Origin of the sequence: Conexibacter sp. CPCC 205762 (assembly GCF_030646155.1) — a bacterium.
Lineage (GTDB): Bacteria > Actinomycetota > Thermoleophilia > Solirubrobacterales > Solirubrobacteraceae > Conexibacter.
In genome coordinates this window covers 241,068-259,433 of the sequence record NZ_JAUTDN010000001.1, presented here as the reverse complement: position 1 = coordinate 259,433, position 18,366 = coordinate 241,068, and the positions used below count along the sequence as shown (strand labels likewise).

17 protein-coding genes are annotated in these 18,366 nt (G+C 73.2%); 10 read left to right on the top strand and 7 right to left on the bottom strand.

Features of this window, described 5'->3' with window-relative positions:
• Positions 1-25: 25 nt before the first annotated feature.
• On the top strand, positions 26-685 hold the full coding sequence (locus Q7L73_RS01155) for a hypothetical protein (protein ID WP_304691251.1): 660 nt from the start codon (positions 26-28) through the stop codon (positions 683-685).
• Here Q7L73_RS01155 and Q7L73_RS01150 read toward each other — a convergent pair.
• Complete coding sequence (locus Q7L73_RS01150) at positions 682-2,160, bottom strand: amidase (protein ID WP_304691250.1); 1,479 nt, start codon at positions 2,158-2,160, stop codon at positions 682-684. The genes Q7L73_RS01155 and Q7L73_RS01150 overlap by 4 nt on opposite strands.
• 87 nt (positions 2,161-2,247) lie before the next feature.
• On the opposite strand from Q7L73_RS01150, the gene rpsR reads away from it, so the two are divergent.
• Positions 2,248-2,544 (top strand): 30S ribosomal protein S18, encoded by a 297-nt coding sequence (gene rpsR, locus Q7L73_RS01145; RefSeq protein ID WP_304691249.1) that lies wholly within the window; start codon positions 2,248-2,250, stop codon positions 2,542-2,544.
• Positions 2,545-2,584: 40 nt separating this feature from the next.
• Positions 2,585-3,376 (top strand): RNA methyltransferase, encoded by a 792-nt coding sequence (locus Q7L73_RS01140; RefSeq protein ID WP_304691248.1) that lies wholly within the window; start codon positions 2,585-2,587, stop codon positions 3,374-3,376.
• On the opposite strand, the gene Q7L73_RS01135 is transcribed toward Q7L73_RS01140, so the two are convergent.
• On the bottom strand, positions 3,337-4,107 hold the full coding sequence (locus Q7L73_RS01135) for a TetR/AcrR family transcriptional regulator (protein ID WP_304691247.1): 771 nt from the start codon (positions 4,105-4,107) through the stop codon (positions 3,337-3,339). The genes Q7L73_RS01140 and Q7L73_RS01135 overlap by 40 nt on opposite strands.
• A gap of 23 nt (positions 4,108-4,130) precedes the next feature.
• Entirely contained in the window at positions 4,131-4,757 is a 627-nt protein-coding gene (gene tmk / locus Q7L73_RS01130; protein ID WP_304691246.1) for a dTMP kinase, read from the bottom strand.
• 123 nt (positions 4,758-4,880) lie between these two features.
• On the opposite strand from tmk, the gene Q7L73_RS01125 reads away from it, so the two are divergent.
• A complete protein-coding gene (locus Q7L73_RS01125; RefSeq protein ID WP_304691245.1) occupies positions 4,881-5,603 on the top strand; it encodes an acetoacetate decarboxylase family protein in 723 nt (240 codons plus the stop codon).
• Positions 5,600-6,499 (top strand): MBL fold metallo-hydrolase, encoded by a 900-nt coding sequence (locus Q7L73_RS01120; protein ID WP_304691244.1) that lies wholly within the window; start codon positions 5,600-5,602, stop codon positions 6,497-6,499. Before Q7L73_RS01125 ends, Q7L73_RS01120 begins: the two co-directional genes overlap by 4 nt.
• On the opposite strand, the gene Q7L73_RS01115 is transcribed toward Q7L73_RS01120, so the two are convergent.
• Entirely contained in the window at positions 6,447-7,661 is a 1,215-nt protein-coding gene (locus Q7L73_RS01115; protein ID WP_304691243.1) for an MFS transporter, read from the bottom strand. The two genes, Q7L73_RS01120 and Q7L73_RS01115, sit on opposite strands and share 53 nt — an antisense overlap.
• Positions 7,662-7,944: 283 nt before the next feature.
• Here Q7L73_RS01115 and Q7L73_RS01110 point away from each other — a divergent pair, with 283 nt between their 5' ends.
• The gene (locus tag Q7L73_RS01110) at positions 7,945-12,324 is read left to right on the top strand and encodes an Ig-like domain-containing protein (RefSeq protein ID WP_304691242.1); all 4,380 of its coding nucleotides are present in this window, start codon (positions 7,945-7,947) and stop codon (positions 12,322-12,324) included.
• A 129-nt stretch (positions 12,325-12,453) separates the two neighbouring features.
• On the opposite strand, the gene Q7L73_RS01105 is transcribed toward Q7L73_RS01110, so the two are convergent.
• The 3 genes from Q7L73_RS01105 to Q7L73_RS01095 all read right to left on the bottom strand — a co-directional run bounded on the left by Q7L73_RS01105 (position 12,454) and on the right by Q7L73_RS01095 (position 13,512).
• Positions 12,454-12,774, bottom strand: a complete 321-nt coding sequence (locus tag Q7L73_RS01105) for a type II toxin-antitoxin system PemK/MazF family toxin (protein ID WP_304691241.1) — start codon at positions 12,772-12,774, stop codon at positions 12,454-12,456.
• Positions 12,768-12,965 carry a hypothetical protein gene (locus Q7L73_RS01100; protein WP_304691240.1) on the bottom strand — a complete coding sequence of 66 codons (198 nt, stop codon included), beginning with the start codon at positions 12,963-12,965 and terminating at the stop codon, positions 12,768-12,770. The genes Q7L73_RS01105 and Q7L73_RS01100 overlap by 7 nt, the downstream gene beginning before the upstream one ends.
• Before the next feature lie 76 nt (positions 12,966-13,041).
• Entirely contained in the window at positions 13,042-13,512 is a 471-nt protein-coding gene (locus Q7L73_RS01095; protein WP_304691239.1) for a cupin domain-containing protein, read from the bottom strand.
• 230 nt (positions 13,513-13,742) lie between these two features.
• On the opposite strand from Q7L73_RS01095, the gene Q7L73_RS01090 reads away from it, so the two are divergent.
• The 4 genes from Q7L73_RS01090 to Q7L73_RS01075 are packed head-to-tail and all read left to right on the top strand — an operon-like array spanning position 13,743 to position 18,361.
• On the top strand, positions 13,743-14,813 hold the full coding sequence (locus Q7L73_RS01090) for an ABC transporter substrate-binding protein (RefSeq protein WP_304691238.1): 1,071 nt from the start codon (positions 13,743-13,745) through the stop codon (positions 14,811-14,813).
• Positions 14,814-14,823: 10 nt separating this feature from the next.
• Entirely contained in the window at positions 14,824-16,317 is a 1,494-nt protein-coding gene (locus Q7L73_RS01085) for a sugar ABC transporter ATP-binding protein (protein ID WP_304691237.1), read from the top strand.
• The gene (locus Q7L73_RS01080) at positions 16,317-17,351 is read left to right on the top strand and encodes an ABC transporter permease (protein ID WP_304691236.1); all 1,035 of its coding nucleotides are present in this window, start codon (positions 16,317-16,319) and stop codon (positions 17,349-17,351) included. Before Q7L73_RS01085 ends, Q7L73_RS01080 begins: the two co-directional genes overlap by 1 nt.
• Positions 17,348-18,361, top strand: coding sequence for an ABC transporter permease (locus tag Q7L73_RS01075; protein WP_304691235.1), 1,014 nt, complete (start codon positions 17,348-17,350; stop codon positions 18,359-18,361). Before Q7L73_RS01080 ends, Q7L73_RS01075 begins: the two co-directional genes overlap by 4 nt.
• Positions 18,362-18,366 lie beyond the last annotated feature (5 nt).

Genomic DNA, 18,366 nt, shown 5'->3' with positions numbered 1-18,366 from the left:
GACGGCAGCACCTAGCATCGGCGCCATGCCGACCACCGCCCGCGCCACCACGCTCGCAGCCGCCCTCGTCGGCGTCTACGTCCTCGCCGTCCGGCCGCGCATGCTGCGCTGGGGCGCGACCGCCGAGGAGCTGGAGCGGCCGTTCCCGGGTGCCGACCTGATCCCCGGCGGCGTGCGCAGCGCGACGATGGCGGTGACGCTCGACGCACCGCCGGCGGACGTGTGGCCGTGGCTGACGCAGATGGGCGTCGATCGCGCCGGCTGGTACAGCTGGGACCGGCTGGACGACTTCGGCCGCCGCAGCGCCGAGCGGCTGCACCCGGAGTGGCAGCAGATCGCGGTCGGCGACCGCCTGCTCGCGAAGCCGGACGGCAGCGAGTGGTGGGAGGTCGCGGCGCTGGAGCCGGAGCGCTTCCTCGGGCTGCGGATGGCGCTCGACCTGCGCGGGCGCCCGTTCGACACGACGACGCCGGCGCGCCCGCGCCGCTTCACCGACTCGCTGTGGGGCTTCCAACTGCACGCGCTGCCGGGCGACCGCACCCGCCTCGTCGTCAGCGGCTACTGGGCACTGCGGCCGCGACTGCTGCGTCCCCTGATGAGCGTCGCCTTCCTCGAGCCGTCGCACTGGGTGATGCAGACGCGCCAGTTCGCGAACCTGCGGCGGCGCGTGGAGCGCGCCGGCTAGAGCGGCGCGCGGCGCTCGAACCAGGGGCGCGCCTCCTCCAGCTGCGCCGCCAGCCGCACCAGCATCCCCTCCCCGCCGAGCGGCGCGACGAACTGCGCGCCGAGCGGCAGGCCGTCGGGCGTCCAGTGCAACGGGACGCTCATCGCCGGGCGGCCGGTCAGGTTCGCCAGCTGCGTGAACGGGACCCAGCCGAGGTTGTCGTCGATCATTCTGTCGACGATCCCGAGCTTCGCGAGCACGCCGGCCGTTCTCGTCTTCAAGAGCGTCGCCGCGAGCGGTCTGAGCGCCTTCGGCGTGTCGAAGGCGCCGACCTTCGGCGGCGGCTCGGCGAGCGTCGGCGTCAGCAGCAGGTCGTATCGCTGGTGGAATCTCGCCAGCGCGGCGACATGCTCGTGGCGTCGCTCCAGCGCCGCGCAGTGCTCGACGCCGGAGACCTTGCGGCCGAGCGCGGCCATGATCAGCGTGTCCTGCTCGAAGCCGTCGTCGCCGGCGCCGGTGAGGCGCTTGACCTCCTCGACCTCCCAGGCGACGTAGACGAACCACAGCGTCAGGAAGTCGCGCGCGAGCGCGGCGTCGTCGTACGGCGTCGCGACCGGCTCGACGTCGTGGCCGAGCGACTCCAGCAGCTTCGCCGCGTCCTGCACCGCCGCGACCGCCTGCGGGTGCGGATGCGGGTTGATCGCCGAGCTGGAGACGACGCCGACCTTCAGCCGGCCGGGCTCGCGGCCGACCTCCTCCAGCAGCGGGCGCTCGGTGCGGGCGGGCGCGTAGGCGGCGGTTGCGTCGGCGCCGGCGAGCAGGTCGAGCATCGCGGCCGAGTCGCGCACGCTGCGCGAGATCACGCCGTCGGTCGCGGCACCGTGCAGCGGCTCGGTCGCGCGCGGGCCGTTGGGGACGAGGCCGCGACCGGCCTTGAGGCCGAACAGCCCGCAGCAGGCGGCGGGAATCCGGATCGAGCCGCCGCCGTCGCTGGCGCCGGCGACCGGCAGGATCCCGGCCGCGACCGCCGCCGCGGCGCCGCCGGAGGAGCCGCCGGGCGTGCGGCTCGGATCCCACGGGTTGCGCGCGGGGCCGTACAGCTCCGATTCGGTGATCCCTTTCGCGCCGAACTCCGGCGTGTTGGTCTTGCCGAAGATCACGAGGCCGGCTCTCAGCCAGCGCTCCGTGACGGTCGCGTGCTCGACCGCGGGCGTCCACGCGAGCGCGCGGCAGCCGGAGGCCGAGGCGATCCCGGCGTACTCCTGGCCGAGGTCCTTCAGCAGGAAGGGGACGCCGGCGAAGGGGCCGTCGAGCGGGCCGGCGGCGCGCTCCTCGGCGATCCCGTCCATCCAGCGCACGACCGCGTTGATGCGCGGGTTGACCTCACGGGCGCGGACACGGGCGGTCTCCAGCAGCTCCGCCGGCGTCGTCTCTCTCGCCGCGACGAGTGCGGCGAGCGCGAGCCCGTCGCGGGCGGCGTAGTCGCTCTGGTGCATGCTCGTCATCCTCTCGCACCGGGCCTCCGCGCGGGCCGCTTCGGCCCCATTCTGTCCGATCGATCTGCCGTGACGTACAATGGTCGGATGCCCGCGCCTTCCAAGAGCCGTCGTCGCAAGCCGACGGCCGACGCATCACGCAAGCGCCGCAGCGTCCACAAGGACGTCGCCGCGGCGATCGACTACCGCAATCCGGACAGCCTCAGACAGTTCCTGACCGAGCGCGGCAAGATCAAGGGCCGTCGCATGACGGGTCTCTCGCGTCGCGACCAGTCGCTGCTCGCCAGAGCGGTCAAGCGCGCTCGCGAGCTGGCGCTGCTCCCCTACGTCGCGCCGCCCGGCGCCGGCGAGCGCAGCGAGCGCCGCGGCCGCGGCCCGCGCTGAGCCTGAGCCGCAGGCAGTCTGCAGCAGCGGAGCGGCGGGCGTGACGAACGCTGCGCTCGCCGCCTCCTTCGCCGCCGCCCGCGACGACGCGTCGCTGGCGATCCTGGAGGGCTTCCACACGTTGAAGCACGCCCTCCGCTTCGGCGCCTCCGTCACGCATGCCGTGACCTCCGATCCGGCGACGCTGGCCGAGCTGACCGACGCGCTCGCACCCGACGTCGGCGCTGCGATGGCGCGTCTCGTCACGCCGATGACGCCCGCGGAGCTGCGCGCGCTCGGCTTCCCCCGCCCGCCCCACACCGGGATCGTCGCGATCGCGCGGCGGCCAGCGTTCTCGCTGCCCTCCCTCCTGCAGGGGGAGGATGCGCCCGTGGTGCTGCTGGAGGATCCGCGCCATCTCGGCAACGTCGGAGCGGTCGTGCGGGTCGCGGCGGCTGCGGGGGCGGCGGGCGTGGTGACGACGGGCGCGCGAGATCCGTGGGATCCGGCGGCGCTGCGGGGAGCGGCCGGGCTGCACTTCGCGCTGCCGGTCGGGCGTGTCGGGGACGGCGTCGCGGCCGGCGGGCGCGACGCCGTCGTCTTCGACCCGTCGCCGCGGCCGCTCGTCGCGCTCGACCCGGAGGGGGAGCCGCTCGGGTCGGCGCCGCTGCCGGCCGGGGCGGTGCTCGCGTTCGGGACCGAGCGGCACGGGCTCAGCGACGCGCTGCTGGCGCGAGCCGATATGCGCGTGCGGATCCCGATGCGCGACGGCGTCTCCAGCCTCAACCTCGCGACCGCCGTCGCGGCGGTGCTCTACACCAGCTCGCCGACGACCTTGCGCAGCAGCTCGTAGAGATCGCGCCGGCTCGGCGTGCCGCCGGTCACGAGCGCGTTGACGATCACGCCGTCGACGACGATCGCCAGCTCGCGCGCGGTCTCCTCGTCGACGTGCTGGCTGAGCACGATCGCGAGCATGTCGCACCAGGCGCGCGCGACCGGATGCAGCGCCGGGCGTCGCAGGCCGGTCAGGTACAGCTCGTACTCGGCCTGAACGCGCTCGCGGCCGTCGGTGAGCCCGGCCTCGATCAGGTCGCAGAGGGCATCGGCGAGGTCGGCGCCGTCGGCTATCGCGTCCGACCAGGCGACCAGCATCTCGGCGTAGGCGGCGACCGCCTGCTCCATCGCCGCCACGAGCAGGTCGTCGAGCCCGCTGAAGTGGTAGGTCGTCGAGCCGAGCGGCACCTCCGCGATCGCCGCGACGTTGCGGTGCGAGACGGCGCCGACGCCCTGCTCCAGCGCGACCCGCAGTGCCGCGGTCGCGATCCTGTCGCGGCGGCCGGGGTCGTTGGGCCCGCGCGGTCTGCGTCTCGGGCCGTCGGGAGTCGCGGCGCGGGCCGCACGCGCCCGCTCCAGCCGTCTCGCGCGCGCCGCGCTCGTCGGCGACGCGTCGTCCGCCAGGGCGGCGTCTCCGGCTGCGCGTCTGGCTCTGCCTCTCGCGCTGCGCGCGGCGGGGTCGGCTCTGGCGCTGCGCTTCGCGGGCTTTCTCGGCGGCGATGCGGCGGGTTCGTCTCTCGATCCGGCCATGGCCGCGAACTGTACTGGCGTACCTACCGGGCTGTCAGCGCGGCGGCGCGCCAGACTGCCGCCGCGACCTCGTCGACCGGCGCGGCGCCGTCGAGCGGCAGCAGCGGACCGTCGACCGCGCCGTCGCCGATCAGCTCGCGGTAGGCGCGGTCGATCGCGACCAGCTGCTCGCGCGTCTCGAACAGCTCCGGCTCGCCCCCGCGCGCCGCGATCCGCTCCAGCGCCAGCTGCGGGTCGACGACGAGGAAGAGCGTCAGGTCCGGGGCGAGCGCGTGGCGGTTGATCGCCGTCAGCCAGTCGGCCGTGACTGCGCCGCCGCGGTTGTAGGCCAGCGACGACAGCACGTAGCGATCGCTGACGACCCAGTGTCCGGCGGCGAGCGCGGCCTCGATCCCCGTCCGCGGGTTGTGGACGTGATCGGCGCGGTCGGCGGCGAAGGCGAGCGCGAGCGTGACCGGATCGAGCGGCGCGCGGCCGCTCAGCGCCTCGCGCAGCAGCCTGCCGAGCGGGCCGTCGGTCGGCTCGCGCGTCAGCTCGACCGCGACGCCGAGCCGCTCGCGCAGCGCGTCGGCGAGCAGCGCCGCCTGCGTCGTCGTGCCGGCTCCGTCGATCCCCTCCAGGACGATGAACCGCCCGCGCTCGTCTGACATGGCGGGAGCCTATCCGCGCGGCGGCGGACGAGCACGCGCCGCGCGCGCAACCCGGGGACGTCGCGACGGGCTCGTGCGAGCAAGCGCGACTGGCTGTCTGGCCAATGTGGAACGCTTAGCGCGATGACGACGGTCGCCAATCCGCTGCAGCGCGTCGACGGGGTGCCCGAGTCCCTGCTCGGCGACGCGCTCGCCACCCGCCTGCCCGACAGCTCCGCCCCCGCGCCGTGGGAGACCCGCGTGCAGGCGGTGCTGTGGTTCCATCGCGCCGCGCCCGGCGCCGCCGCGCAGCTGCCGGACCGTCTGCAAGGCGAGCGCACGCTGCCGCTGACGATCGGCGCCTTCATCCGCTACCTCGACACGCCCGTCGGCCCCTACAGCGAGGTGCTCGCCTCGCCGCTGCTGCTGGCGCGCGCCCCGCTGCCGGCGGCGGTCGTGCCGTTCATCGCGGTCGACTCGCTCGCCTCGATCCACGGCGGCCGCGCCAACTGGGCGCTGCCGAAGACGCTCGCCGCGTTCGAGTGGTCCGACCCGCCCGAGCGGCTCGGCCGGCACGTCTTCCGCGTCCGCGGCGAGAGCACCCACGGCCCGACCGCCTGGGAGGTCAGCGCGACCGTGACGCCGCGGCGGCGCGGGCTGCCGGTCCGCTTCCCGCTGCGCGACATCCAGCTGACGCCCGACGGCCGCGAGCTGGACATCCCGATGGGCGTGCGCGGGCGGCTCCAGCTCGCGACGATCGACTTCGCCAGCCGCGGGCCGTCGCTGCCGAGCTGGCTGCTGTCCGGGCGCCACCTGGCGGTCGTGCTGCCGGACGCGCGGATGTCCTTCGGCGCCCCGCGCAGATGAGCCGCGCCGCCGAGACGGCCGAGCAGCGTGCCGCGCTCGCGGAGCTGGAGCGCACGCCGCTCCCGCTCCCGCCCGGCCTCGAGGTCACCTGGCTCGGTGTCTCCGGCTACCGCCTGACCTACGAGGGCGCCTCGCTCTTCATCGACCCGTACGTCTCGCGTGTCAGCCTGCGCGAGCTGCTGCTGCGCAAGGTCGCGCTCCCGCGCCGGGAGCTGGTCGAGCGCCACCTGCAGCCGGGCGACGGCGGCAGCGCGAAGGTCGTCGGCGTGCTCGTCGGCCACACGCATTTCGACCACGCGGTCGACGCCCCGGCGATCTGCGCCCGCCACGACGCGCCCGCCTACGGCTCCGACTCGCTCGGCGCGCTGATGCGGCTGCACGGCCTCGGCCGGCTCGCCGTCGAGGTCGAGCACTACCGCCGCTACGAACTGGGGCCGTTCGTCGTCTCCTTCACCCCCAGCCGTCATTCGAGACTGCTGTTCGGCCGCAAGGTGCCGATGGACGGTCCGCTCACCTGCGAGGCGCTCGACGGGCTGCGCTGCGGCGCCTACCGCTGCGGCGCCGTCTACGGGATCCGGATCGAGGTCGGCGGCAGCTCGCTCTACCACCAGGGCAGCGCCGACCTCGACGACGCAGCGCTGAGACGCGAGCCGGTCGACCTCTTCCTGGCCGGCGTCGCCGGCCGCAGCGTGACGCCCCGCTACTGGGAGCGCGTGCTGCCGCGCCTGGACCCGCAGGTCGTCGTGCCGACCCACTACGACGACTTCTTCCGCCCGCTCGGGAGCGAGCTGGCGTTCACCGCGAAGGTGAAGCTCGGCGAGGTTCCGCGCGAGATCGCCGCGGTCAGCCGCGATGCGGCTGTGGCTGCACTGCCGCGGGCCGATCGGGCGCGCTGACGCGCCGCCGCTCCAGCGCCCACAGGCCGAGCGCGACGACCGTCGTGCCGACGCCGACGCCGCTGATCAGCCCCCAGCCGCCGACGTCCCAGAGCGCCGAGGCGAGCGCGGAGCCGACCGCGGCGGCGGTGAAGTTGCCGGTCATGTAAGCGGTCGTGAGGCGGCTGCGGGCGTCGGGCCGCAGCGAGTAGATCACCGACTGGTTGGTGATGTGCTGGCCCTGCACGCCCGCGTCGAGGATCAGCAGGCCGGCGATCAGCGCGATCACGGAGCTGCCGCCGAGGTCGGCGAGCAGCCAGCCGACGAGCACCGCCGCCCAGAAGCAGCCGGTCGCGGCGCGCGCGAGACCGCGGTCGGCGAGCCGCCCGGCGCCCTGCGCTGCGAAGGCGCCGACGAGCCCGGCGAGGCCGAAGAGGCCGATCGTGCCGTCGGAGTAGTGGTACGGCGCGCCGCTGAGCAGGAAGGTGAGCGCCGTCCACAGCAGCGTGAAGGTGAGCATGCCGAGCATCCCGTACGCCATCCGCAGGCGCAGCAGCGGCTCGCTGCGCACGAGCGTGCCGACCGAGCGCAGCACCTGCCCGTAGCTGCTCTGCGTGCGCGGGCCGAGGACCGGCAGCGCGCGCTGCAGCGCGAACGCGAGCGCGACCATCAGCACGGCGGCGAGCACGTAGATCGCGCGCCAGCCGGCCAGCTCGGCGACGAACCCGGAGACGGTGCGGGCGAGCAGGATGCCGATCAGCAGCCCGCTCATGATCGTGCCGACGACCTTGCCGCGCTCGTCGTCGGCGGCGAGGTCGCCGGCGAGCGGGATCAGCACCTGCGCGACGACCGAGGTCAGCCCGACGACGGCGATCGCGAGCGCCAGCGGGCCGATCGACGGCGCCAGCGCGCAGCCGGCGAGCGCGACCGCGCACAGCAGCAGCAGGCGCACGACGAGCGTGCGGCGCTCGACGAGGTCGCCGAGCGGGACGAGCAGCAGCAGGCCGGCCGCGTAGCCGACCTGCGAGAAGGTGACGACGAGCCCCGCGACGCCGCTGGAGGTGCCGAGCTTGCTCGCGATCGTGTCGAGCAGCGGCTGGGCGTAGTAGAGGTTGGCGACGGCGATGCCGCAGGCGAGCGCGAGCAGCAGCACGAGCCGCGGGTGGAGGTGCCGGTTCGTCACAGATCTAACTTACTCGCGCCCTCAAGGGCGGCACTGTGCGCAGCGGCACACGCATCGCAGGGCACGGCGCGGCGTGCGCCCGCCGCGCAAATCGATGATGAGGTTTGTGCAGCATTAGCGATTCTCCCTCAAAGCATGAGTTCGACAATCAAATAATTTGGCGCATGGACACCCATAATCCGGTAATCCGCGTGCCATCGTCTGCCGATGTGAAGGCAGGGCGGAACCGGCGGGCAGGCCGGGCTCCGTCATCGCAGGGGTACAGACGACTAGGGAGAACTTCATGTCACGGAGGTACGCGGTTCGCGTCGCGCTGGTCGCGCTCGCGCTTCTCGCCGCACACACCTGGACGGCCTCGGCCGCCCAGGTGACGATTCAACCGTCGCCAGCGGAAGCACGCACCTTCGCGACGACCAACGGTGGCTGGTCGAGCGCCGTCGACTACAACGGGCTCGTCTGCATACCGGGCGTGACCTGCCCGTCCGCCAACCCGACCTACCAGTCGACCGGCGGCGCCGGCGGCGCGGGCGACGGCTACCTGCGCGACAGCTTCGGCACGCTGCTCGGCGTCCTCTCCACCACGACGATCAACTGGACCTCGCCGTCGTTCGTCGCCACCACGACGGACACCGGCACGCTGTCGGTCGACGTGCGTCCGCAGATCGCCTCGCTGCTCGCGATCGGCTCGGTCAGACTCGACATGACGCTCGTCGACGTCGCCGACGGCACCAGAACGAGAGCGATCGCGTCCGTCCCGCTGACGGCCGCCTCCTCCAGCTTCAGCACCGTCCAGGCGACGATCCCGCCCGGGACGATCGTCAACGGCCGCACCTACAGAATCCAGCTCGGCGTCGCGCTCTCGACCGCCGTCTCGGCCGTCACCTCCGGCAACGTCGACCTCGACAACGTCGTCTTGAGACTGGTCGACCTCGAGCCGCCGACCGGCCTCACCGCGAACTTCCCCGGCACCGGCGCGCCCCGCATCGAGGGCGCCGTCGACCCGGCCGGGCAGCTGACCTCGGTCACCGTCGACTACGGCCTCACCGCCTCCTACGGCACGACCACGACGCCGGTCACCGTCAACGGCACCGGCTCGCAGCCCTTCACCGTCCCGCTCGCCGGTCTGACCGCGGGCTCGACGTACCACTACCGCGTCACGGCCCAGAACGCCGACGGCACGGTCCAGACCAACGACGCGACCTTCGTCGCGCCGGCCGCGCCCAGCAACGCGCCGCCGACGGTCACCGGCGCCGGCAACAGCCGCAACCGCACCGTCACGTTCGACCGCGCCGGCGACGTCACCGACGCGAGAGTCGAGATCCTCGACGCGACCGGCACGACCGTCCTCGACGCCGTCGACGACACGGCCAGAACCGGCTCGGTCGCGATCGTGCTGCCCGACGCCGACGGCACCTACCAGGTCCGCGTCGTGCGCACGAACACCAACGGCGTCACCTCGACCAGCTCGACCGTCCCGGCCGTGCTCGACCGCGTCGCGCCCGCGACCGGCGCCGTCGACCTGAGAGTGACGCCGGCCGTCTCCTCCTCCACGCAGCGCAACGTCAGCTTCGTCGTGCCTGGCGACGTCGTCGCCGCCACCGCGCAGGTGATCGACAGCGGCGGCAGAGACGTCGGCGCGCCGGTCGCGGCGCTCGGCGGCACCGCCGTCGTCCAGCTCGGCGTGGCCGAGGGCGACTATCGCGTGCGGCTGACGCTGACTGACGCCGCCGGCAACGCCGCGACCGTCCTCAGCGACCCGGTCACGCTCGACACGACCGCGCCGAGCGCGGGCGGCGCGCCGACCGTCACGGGCGCCGGCAACAGCCGCGACCGCAGCGTCACGTTCGACCGCGACCTGACGACCGTCACCGCGACGATCGAGGCGCTCGACAGAACCGGCACCGTCGTCGCGACCTCGACCGTGCTGCTCGGCAACAACGGCACGATCACGCTGCCGGACGCCGACGGCGCCTACACGATCCGCGTCAGACAGGCCGACCTCGCCGGCAACAGCGCGGTCAGCGCCGGCACGCCGGTGACGCTCGACCGCGTCCCGCCGAGCGCAGGCCCGGCGCCGACAGTCACCGGCCCCTCGACCAGCCGCGACCGCGAGGTCTCGTTCCAGCGCGATCCGGAGACGACCAGCGCCGTGATCGAGGTGCTCGACGCCGGCAACGCCGTGATCGACACCGTGACGGTGCCGTCAGGCTCCTCCGGCTCGATCAGACTGCCCGACACGGACGGCGGATACAGCGTGCGCGTCAGACAGACCGACGCCGCGACCAACAGCGCGACCTCCCCGGCCGCGAGCATCGTGCTCGACCGCGTCGCGCCCGATCCGGGCCCTGCGCCGACCGTCACGGGCGCCGGCAACGACCGCGACCGCACGGTCGACTTCACGCGCGACCCGAGCGCGTCGACCGTCGCGATCGAGGTGCTCGACAGAAGCGGCAGAGTGATCGACACCGTCACGGTCCCGACCGGCTCCACCGGCTCGATCAGACTGCCGGACGCCGACGGCACGTACAGCATCCGCGTCAGACAGACCGACGACGCCGGCAACAGCGCCACCTCGCCGGCGACGAGCGTCACGCTCGACCGCGTCGCGCCTGACGCCGGCCCCGCGCCGACCGTCACCGGCGCCGGCAACAGCCGCGACCGCACCGTCTCGTTCACGCGTGACCCGAGCGCGACCGACGTGTCGGTCGAGCTGCTCGACAGAGATGGCAGAGTGATCGACACGGTGCCGGTTCCGTCCGGCTCCAGCGCCGCGATCAGACTGCCCGACGCCGACGGCGACTACTCCGTCCAGGTGAGACAGAGCGACGCCGCCGGCAACAGCGCGACGACGCCGGCGACGGCGATCTCGCTCGACCGCGCCGCCCCCGACGCCGGCCCCGCGCCGACCGTCAGAGGCGCCGACAACGCGCGCGACCGCACGGTCGACTTCACGCGCGACCCGAGCGCCACCAGAGTCACGATCCAGGTGCTCGACAGAGGCGGCAGCGTCGTCGCATCCGCACCGGTCGCGACCGGCTCGACCGGCACGGTGACGCTGCCGGACCTCGACGGCGACTACACGATCCGCGTCGAGCAGGCCGACGACGCCGGCAACGTCGCCGACTCGCCGGCGACCCCGGTGACGCTCGACCGCGCCGCGCCCGATCCGGGCCCGGCGCCGACGGTGACCGGCAGCGTGACCTCGCGTGACCGCGACGTCAGCTTCACCCGCGCCCCGGACGCCGCCAGCGTGCAGGTCGAGGTGCTCGACCAGAACAGAAGAGTCGTCGCGACCGTGGCCGTCCCGGCCGGCGGCAGCGCGAGAGTGACGCTGCCGGACGTCGACGGCGACTACACGATCCAGGTCAGACAGACCGACGCCGCCGGCAACAGCGCGACGACGCCCGGCACCGGCGCGACGCTCGACCGCGGCGCCCCGGTGCCCGGCCCGGCGCCGACCGTGACCGGCGCCGGCAACAGCCGTGAGCGGACGGTCTCGTTCACGCGCGACCCGGAGACGACGACCGCGACGATCCTCGTCTACGACAGAGGCGGGAACCTCGTCGCGAGCGTGCCGGTCGCCGGCAGCAGCGCGGGCATCACGCTCCCGGCCCTCGACGGTGACTACACCGTCCAGGTGCGGCAGGAGAACAGAAACGGGATCGCCTCGCTGACGCCGGCGACGACCGTCACGCTCGACACCGTCGCCCCCGACGCCGGCCCCGCGCCGACCGTCACCGGCGACAACCCGGACGCGCTGACGGTCACGTTCAGACGCGCCCCGGACGCGGCGACCGCCGTGATCGAGGTGCTCGACGGGAACGGCAACGTCGTCCTCAGAGTCCCGGTCGCCAGCGGCGGCACGGCGACGGTCGACATGCCCGACACGCCGGGCGACTACAGCATCCGCGTCGTGCAGACCGACGCGTCCGGCAACAGCGCCACGACGCCGTCGACCCCGTACACGCGCAGAGCGCCGGTCGTCAACCCGCCCGACGAGCCCAGAAACCCGACCAATCCCACGAACCCCACGAATCCGACCAACCCCGGCGGCGGTGACGGCGCCCTGCCGATCACCGATCCAGGCCAGTTCGGCACGGTCCTGCAGCAGTGCTTCGGCGGCGACGTCGTGCTCACCGACGTGACGCTCCGCGGCACGCGCGTGACGGTCGCCGGCCTGACCCGCTTCGCGCCGGGGACGACGGTCACGATCGTCGACCTCTCCGGCAAGAGAGTCGGCAGCGCGAGAAGCAGCTCGAAGGGCGCCTTCCGCGTCGTCGTGACGGCCCCGAGAACGGCGAGAGCCCGCCTCGCGGCCGGCTACCGCGCGGTCGTCGGCACGAAGCGCTCGCCGGTCGTGCGGCTGCGTCGCGCCAACGTCGTCACCGGCGTGAGCGTGCGCGGCACGACCGTCACCATCAGCGGCCGCGTCGACCTGACGCGGCTCGGCAGAGTGACGCGGATCCGCGCCTACGGCGGCGCGGGCGCAGCGGCCTGCCGCAGATCGCCGCTGCTGAGAACGACCGGCAAGACGCTCGTCAACCGCCGCACCGGCGCCTACACGCTGCACGTGAGAGCGCCGTCGGGCAGCGGCAAGCTGGTCGTGCGGACGCGGGTCTTCGGCTCGCGGATCGCCAGCCGCAGCTCGTTCATCGTGCACTGACCCACCGCACCAAGCTCCCGTCCCGCCGGCCTTCTCTCCTCCGGGCCGGCGGGACGGCGCATGCCCTGGCGCTGACGGGAGGCAGCGCCACGGCAACCATCCCCCGGCTGCGGCCGCCCTGCTTCTTCTTCAGCGGCGGCCGCAGCCGGCGGCATGGTCCAACGCCCGGCAGACCTCGATCATCTTCGTCGCCGAGAGGTGGGCTATCGGGCGTTCGAGCGAATCGCGCTCGACGGTGAAGAGGTTGTCGAGGCTGATCACGCAGTCGCGCGAGACGCCGTCTTCTCGCGTCAGGTGGACCTCGGTCTTGTTGCCGCGGATCGTGCTGGTCACGATGGCGACCGTCACCTTCGTGAGCACCGGGATCGCCTCGTTGCGCGTGAGGACGCATGCCGGACGACGACCGATGTCCGGCCGATCCATCCAGCAGATGTCGCCGCGGCTCACCATGGCGGATCGGCGAGGATCGCTGCGCGGGTCGCCACGGCGGTCCACCTGCGCTCCTCCTCGGTCTCGGGTATGCGGGTGTAGGCCTCGCGGTACTCGCGGGCCAGCTCCTCGTCCCACTCGGGATTGCAGGCGGCGATCTCTTCGGCGGTGGGGGCGCTCGGCGGGGCGGCGGAGGTGGCGATCTCGGTCATGCTGACGAGGCTACGCCGCGAGAAAGGCCTGCTCAACACCAACTATCTGTGACTTTTCGCCCCCAGATCTGAGGGGTCAGCCGCGCAGCTCGGGCGGAAGCGATCTGGGGCCTTCGGGGTACATGTCGGCAAGCCGCTCGGGGGTCATCTCGAGCGTGTTGGCCGGCTCGGGCGGGGCGCCGACGACGAGCCAGAGGACGTCCGCATCGGTGTCGTTGAAGACCTGGCGCAGCGTCCGCGGCTGGACCAGCAGGGCGGACAGCGGCGGGAGCGTGAGGCGCTCCGCGCCGGCCACCTCCGCGGTGCCGGCCTCGCCCTCCGCCGCGCCGCCGCCGATCCGCACGCGGCCCGTCCCCTCCAGCACGACGTACAGCTCCTGCTCCTCGCCGTGGCGGTGCCAGGTCGACGCCTGGCCCGGTCTCAGGTGCCACATGCGCGCGCCCATCGCGGTCGCGCCGAGCTGCTTGGCGAGGTCCGTGTTGAGGACGCCGAGCTGGTTCGACGGGCGCCAGAAGGCGTCGGCGGCGGAAAGGACGGTGTAGCTCATGCGCGGGAGCCTACGGCCGCCGCGGCGCGCGCGAGGGTGCGCTCGTGCGCACGCCGGCAGAGGCTTCGTGCAGATGTCCAGACGACTTTGACCAAATGGCGCAGTCGACTACTTGACTAGTCGACTTGTCATGTGGATACTTTCGCCTCACGTTCCGTCGAACGGGGCCGCCGTCCCCATTCCCCGATGCACCGCGGCGGCTCCACACCGTGAGGGAGACCGAGAGACCCATGCTGTTCACGCCCCTGCGGCGGCGCCTGCCCCTGGTCGCCGCCGTCGCCGCCGTCGCGCTGACCGCCGTTGGATGCGGCAGCTCGTCCTCCTCCGGCGGTGGAGCCGCGACCACGAGAGCCGACCCGACCGGCAGATTCACGATCGGCTACGACGTCTACTGGCTCGGCAACAGCTGGTCGACCCAGCTCGCCGAGGAGTTCAGAGCCGCTGTCGAGCGCAACAGAGACAGCATCGAGAACGTCGTCTACACGCAGTCGGACAACCAGGTCCAGAAGCAGATCTCCAACGTCCAGTCGATGATCTCGCGCAGAGTCGACGCGATCATCATGACCCCGATCTCGCCGTCGGCGAGCGTCCCGGTCATCCAGCAGGCCAACCGCGCTGGCATCCCCGTGATCCTCGTCGCCGCCCAGGCGGACACGAGAGACACGGCCGCCGAGGTCCGCGCCGACGACGTCGTCTTCGGCAGAACCGGCGCCGAGTGGCTCGTCGACAAGCTCGGCGGCAGAGGCAACATCTACGTCCTCAACGGCCTGCCCGGCTTCTCGACCGACACGCTCCGCTGGAAGGGCGCCAAGGACGTCTTCGACAGATACCCGGACATCAAGGTCGTCGCCGACGCGCACGCCGCCTGGGACACCGCCAGAGCGAAGACCGCCGTCTCCAACATGCTCGCCGCCCACCCCGACGTCGACGGCGTCTGGTCGCAGGGCGGGGCGATGACGCTCGGCGCGATCCAGGCGTTCAGAGCCGCCGGCCACCCGCTCGTGCCGATGACGGGCGAGAACAACAACGGCCTGATGAAGGTCTGGGACAGACTCGCCAGAAGCGGCGACAGAAGCTTCGACTCGATCGGCGTCGTCAACCCGACGTGGGTCGGCTCCGAGGCGCTGACGCAGACGCTCAACCTGCTCAGAGGCGACGAGGTCAGAAAGGTCAACCTCGTCAACCCGGCGCCGATCACCAGCTCGACGCTCGACAGATACGTCCGCACCGACCTGCCGGACAGCTTCTGGGTCGACACGAGACTCGACGATGCCCAGATCAGAGCGCTCTTCGATCGCTGAGCCGATCGACGTGAGCAGCGCGCACGGCGGCCCCACGGGGTCGCCGTACACGCTCGTCTGCGACGAGCTCGACAAGCGCTTCGGCGCGACGCACGCGGTCAGAGGCGTCTCGCTGACGCTCGGCCGCGGGCGGACGCTCGCGCTGATGGGCGAGAACGGCGCCGGCAAGTCGACGCTGATGGCGATGCTGGCCGGCGAGCTGAAGCCCGGCTCCGGCAGCGTCGCCGTCGACGGCCGCGTCGCGGTCGTGCACCAGGAGCTGAGCCTCTTCCCGCTGCTGACGGTCGCCGAGAACCTCGGCCTCGGCCGCGAGCCGCGGCTGTTCCCCGGCGGCCCCGTCAACAACCGCAGGCTGCGCGCCGACGGGCGCGCGGCGCTGGACCGGATCGGCGTCGCGCTCGACGTCGACACGGTCGTCGAGCGGCTCAGCCCGGCCGAGCAGCAGCTGGTCGAGATCGCGCGCGCCGTCGCGCTGGATCCGGCCCTGCTGATCCTCGACGAGCCGACCTCGTCGCTGGAGCCGAGCCAGGTCGACCTGCTGTTCACCGCGACCGAGCGGCTGAAGGCGCAGGGCACCTCCGTCATCTTCGTCTCGCACCGGCTCGAAGAGGTCTTCCGCTTCGCCGACGAGATCGCCGTGATGCGCTCCGGCGCGCTCGTCGGCGCCGGCCCCGCCGCGGACTACACGCGCGAGTCGCTCGTCGCCTCGATGGTCGGCCGCGAGCTGGAGCAGCTCTACCCCGAGCGCTCCGCCGACCGCCCCGAGGCCGAGCCGGTCCTGCGCTTCGAGCAGGTCAGCGGCCACGGCGTCCGCGAGGTCAGCTTCGCGATCCGCCCCGGCCAGATCGTCGGCATCGCCGGCCTCGAGGGCCACGGCCAGCACGTCGTCGCCGAGCTGGCGGCCGGCGTCCGCAAGCCGCGCGCCGGGCGCCTCGTGCTCGACGGCTCCACCCGCGCGAACGGCGGCTTCAAGAGCCCGCGCGAGGCGATCGCCGCCGGCGTCGCGTTCGTGCCGCCGGACCGCCGCACCTCCGGCCTGATGCTGCCGCTGTCGATCGCCGAGAACCTGACGGTCGCCGCCGCCCATCGCCTCCACCCCACCCGCCTGCTCGACAACGGCAACGAGAAGCGCGCGATCCAGCCCGTCGTCGAGCGGCTCAGACTGCGCTTCGCGGAGCTGGAGCAGCGCGTCGGCGAGCTGTCGGGCGGCAACCAGCAGAAGGTCCTGTTCGGCCGCTGGCTGCTCGTCAGAGACCTGCGCCTGCTGGTGCTCGACGACCCGACGCGCGGCGTCGACGTCGGCGCCCGCGCCGAGATCTACGGCGTCCTGCGCGAGCTGGCCGACAGAGGCGTCGGCGTGCTGCTCGTCTCGACCGACATGCTCGAGCTGATCGGGCTCGCCGACGAGATCCACGTGATGTACGAGGGCGCCGTGCGCGGCAGCGTGCCCGGGCACTCCGCCACCGAGGAAGAGATCATGACCCTTGCAGCCGGGGCGGCGTGATGAGCGCGCTGACCCACGCGACCGCGCGGCGCTCCACCCCGCTCGGCACCACGACCCTCGCCGGGCTCAAGCCGGCGCTGTTCATCACGCTCGTCTCGGCGCTCGCGGTCGTGGTCGCGGCCGTCGTCTCCGAGCCGTTCCGCTCCTCGACCAACGTCGAGTCGCTGCTGTTCCAGATGGCGCCGCTGCTGCTCGTCGCGGCCGGCCAGGCGGTCGTCATCACGACCGCCGGGATCGACCTCTCGGTCGGCTCGATGATGTCGCTGGCGACCGTGCTCGCGGCCGCCTCCTCCAGCTCGGCCGGTGCGGTCGTCGCGATCGTGCTCGCCGTCGGGATCGCCGGCGGCCTGCTGAACGGGGTCGGCGTCGTCTCCGGCGTCAACCCGCTCGTGATGACGCTCGGCACGATGGCGATCTTCAGAGGCGTCGCGCTGCTCGTGCTCGGCCAGCCCGGCGGCGTCGTCCCCGCCGACCTGCTGACGCCGCTGACGACCGTCTTCGGCCACGTCCCGCTGACCTTCCTGCTGGCGCTGGCCGGCGTCGCGCTGCTGTGGCTGGCAAGCGCCGAGACGCGCTGGGGCCGGGCGCTGTTCGCCGTCGGCGGCGACGAGGGCCACGCCCGCCGCGCGCGCCTGCCGGTCCGCCGCACGCTGCTGATCGCCTACTCCGTCTCCGGCCTGTTCGCCGCGCTCGGGGGGCTCGCGCTGGTCGCGCGGATCTACTCCGGCGACCCGAACGTCGGCGACCCGTTCGCGCTCGACGCGATCACCGCCGCGCTGATCGGCGGGATCGCCGTCACCGGCGGCCGCGGCTCGGTCCTGGCGGTGATCCCGGCGGTGCTGCTGCTGGCGCTGACCGACAACCTGCTCAACCTCGCCGGCGTCTTCTCCTACTGGCAGTACATCGCCAAGGGCGTGATCCTGATCGCGACGCTTGCCGCCTACCACGCGGCCGGGCGGCCAAGCGGCCTGCTGACGATGGCGCGCGGCGGCTGGCGCAAGGGCGCCGGCGCGGACAAGGACGGTGCGAGATGAGCGCCGTCACCGCTCCGCCCGAACGCAGCGAGCGGCGCGGGGCGCTCCGCCGCAGGCTGCTGCGCAGCCGCGAGCTGCTCGTCTCCTACGCGCTCGCGCTGGCGCTGCTGGCCGCCTTCGCGGTCGCGACGCCGGGCGGCTGGGAACCGCAGCGGATCCTCACGATCCTGGGCCAGAACGCGCAGCTCGGGATCGCCGCGATCGGGCAGACGGTCGTGCTGCTGTCCGGCGGCCTCGACCTCTCGATCGGCCCCGTCATGAACCTCGCGTCCGTCACATCCTCGGCGCAGATGAGAGGCCAGGACGGCAACATCGTGCAGGGGATCGCGGTCGCGCTCGCGGCCGGCGGCCTCGTCGGCCTCGTCAACGGCCTGCTGGTCGCGCGCGCGAAGATCCCGCCGCTGCTGGCGACGCTCGCGGTCGGCACGATCGTGCAGGGCGGCTACTACGTCTACACGGAGGGCCAGCCGAAGGGCGGCGTCGCACCCGGCCTGCAGTCGGCCGCCGACGCGAAGGTCTTCGGCTCGATCCTGCCCTGGTGGCTGGTGCTGTGGCTGGCCGTCTGGGCGGTCGTCGCGTTCCTGCTCTACCGCACGACCTGGGGCCGCCGCTTCTACGCGGCCGGCGCCTCGCCGCGCGCCTCGTGGCTGTCGGGCGTCGCGGTCTCGCGCTACGTCGTCGGCGCCTACGTGCTGAGCGGGATCTGCGCCGCGATCGCCGGCGTCGCGCTGACCGCCTACACCGGCTCGCCGTCGGTCTCGGGCGCGGACAGCTACACGCTGCAGACGGTCGCGGCGGCGGTGATCGGCGGCGTCGCCTTCAGCGGCGGCATCGGCCGCCTCGCCGGCGCGTTCGCCGGCGTCGCGGTGCTCGTCTTCCTGACGACGATCCTCGAGACGCTGAACGTCGACTCGGCGGTCCAGTACGTCGTCCAGGGCGCCGTCCTGATCGGGATGATGCTGGTGAATCGCCGCTTGTCCGGACGGGGGTCCGGCAGTGCTGGGCGCTGAGAATC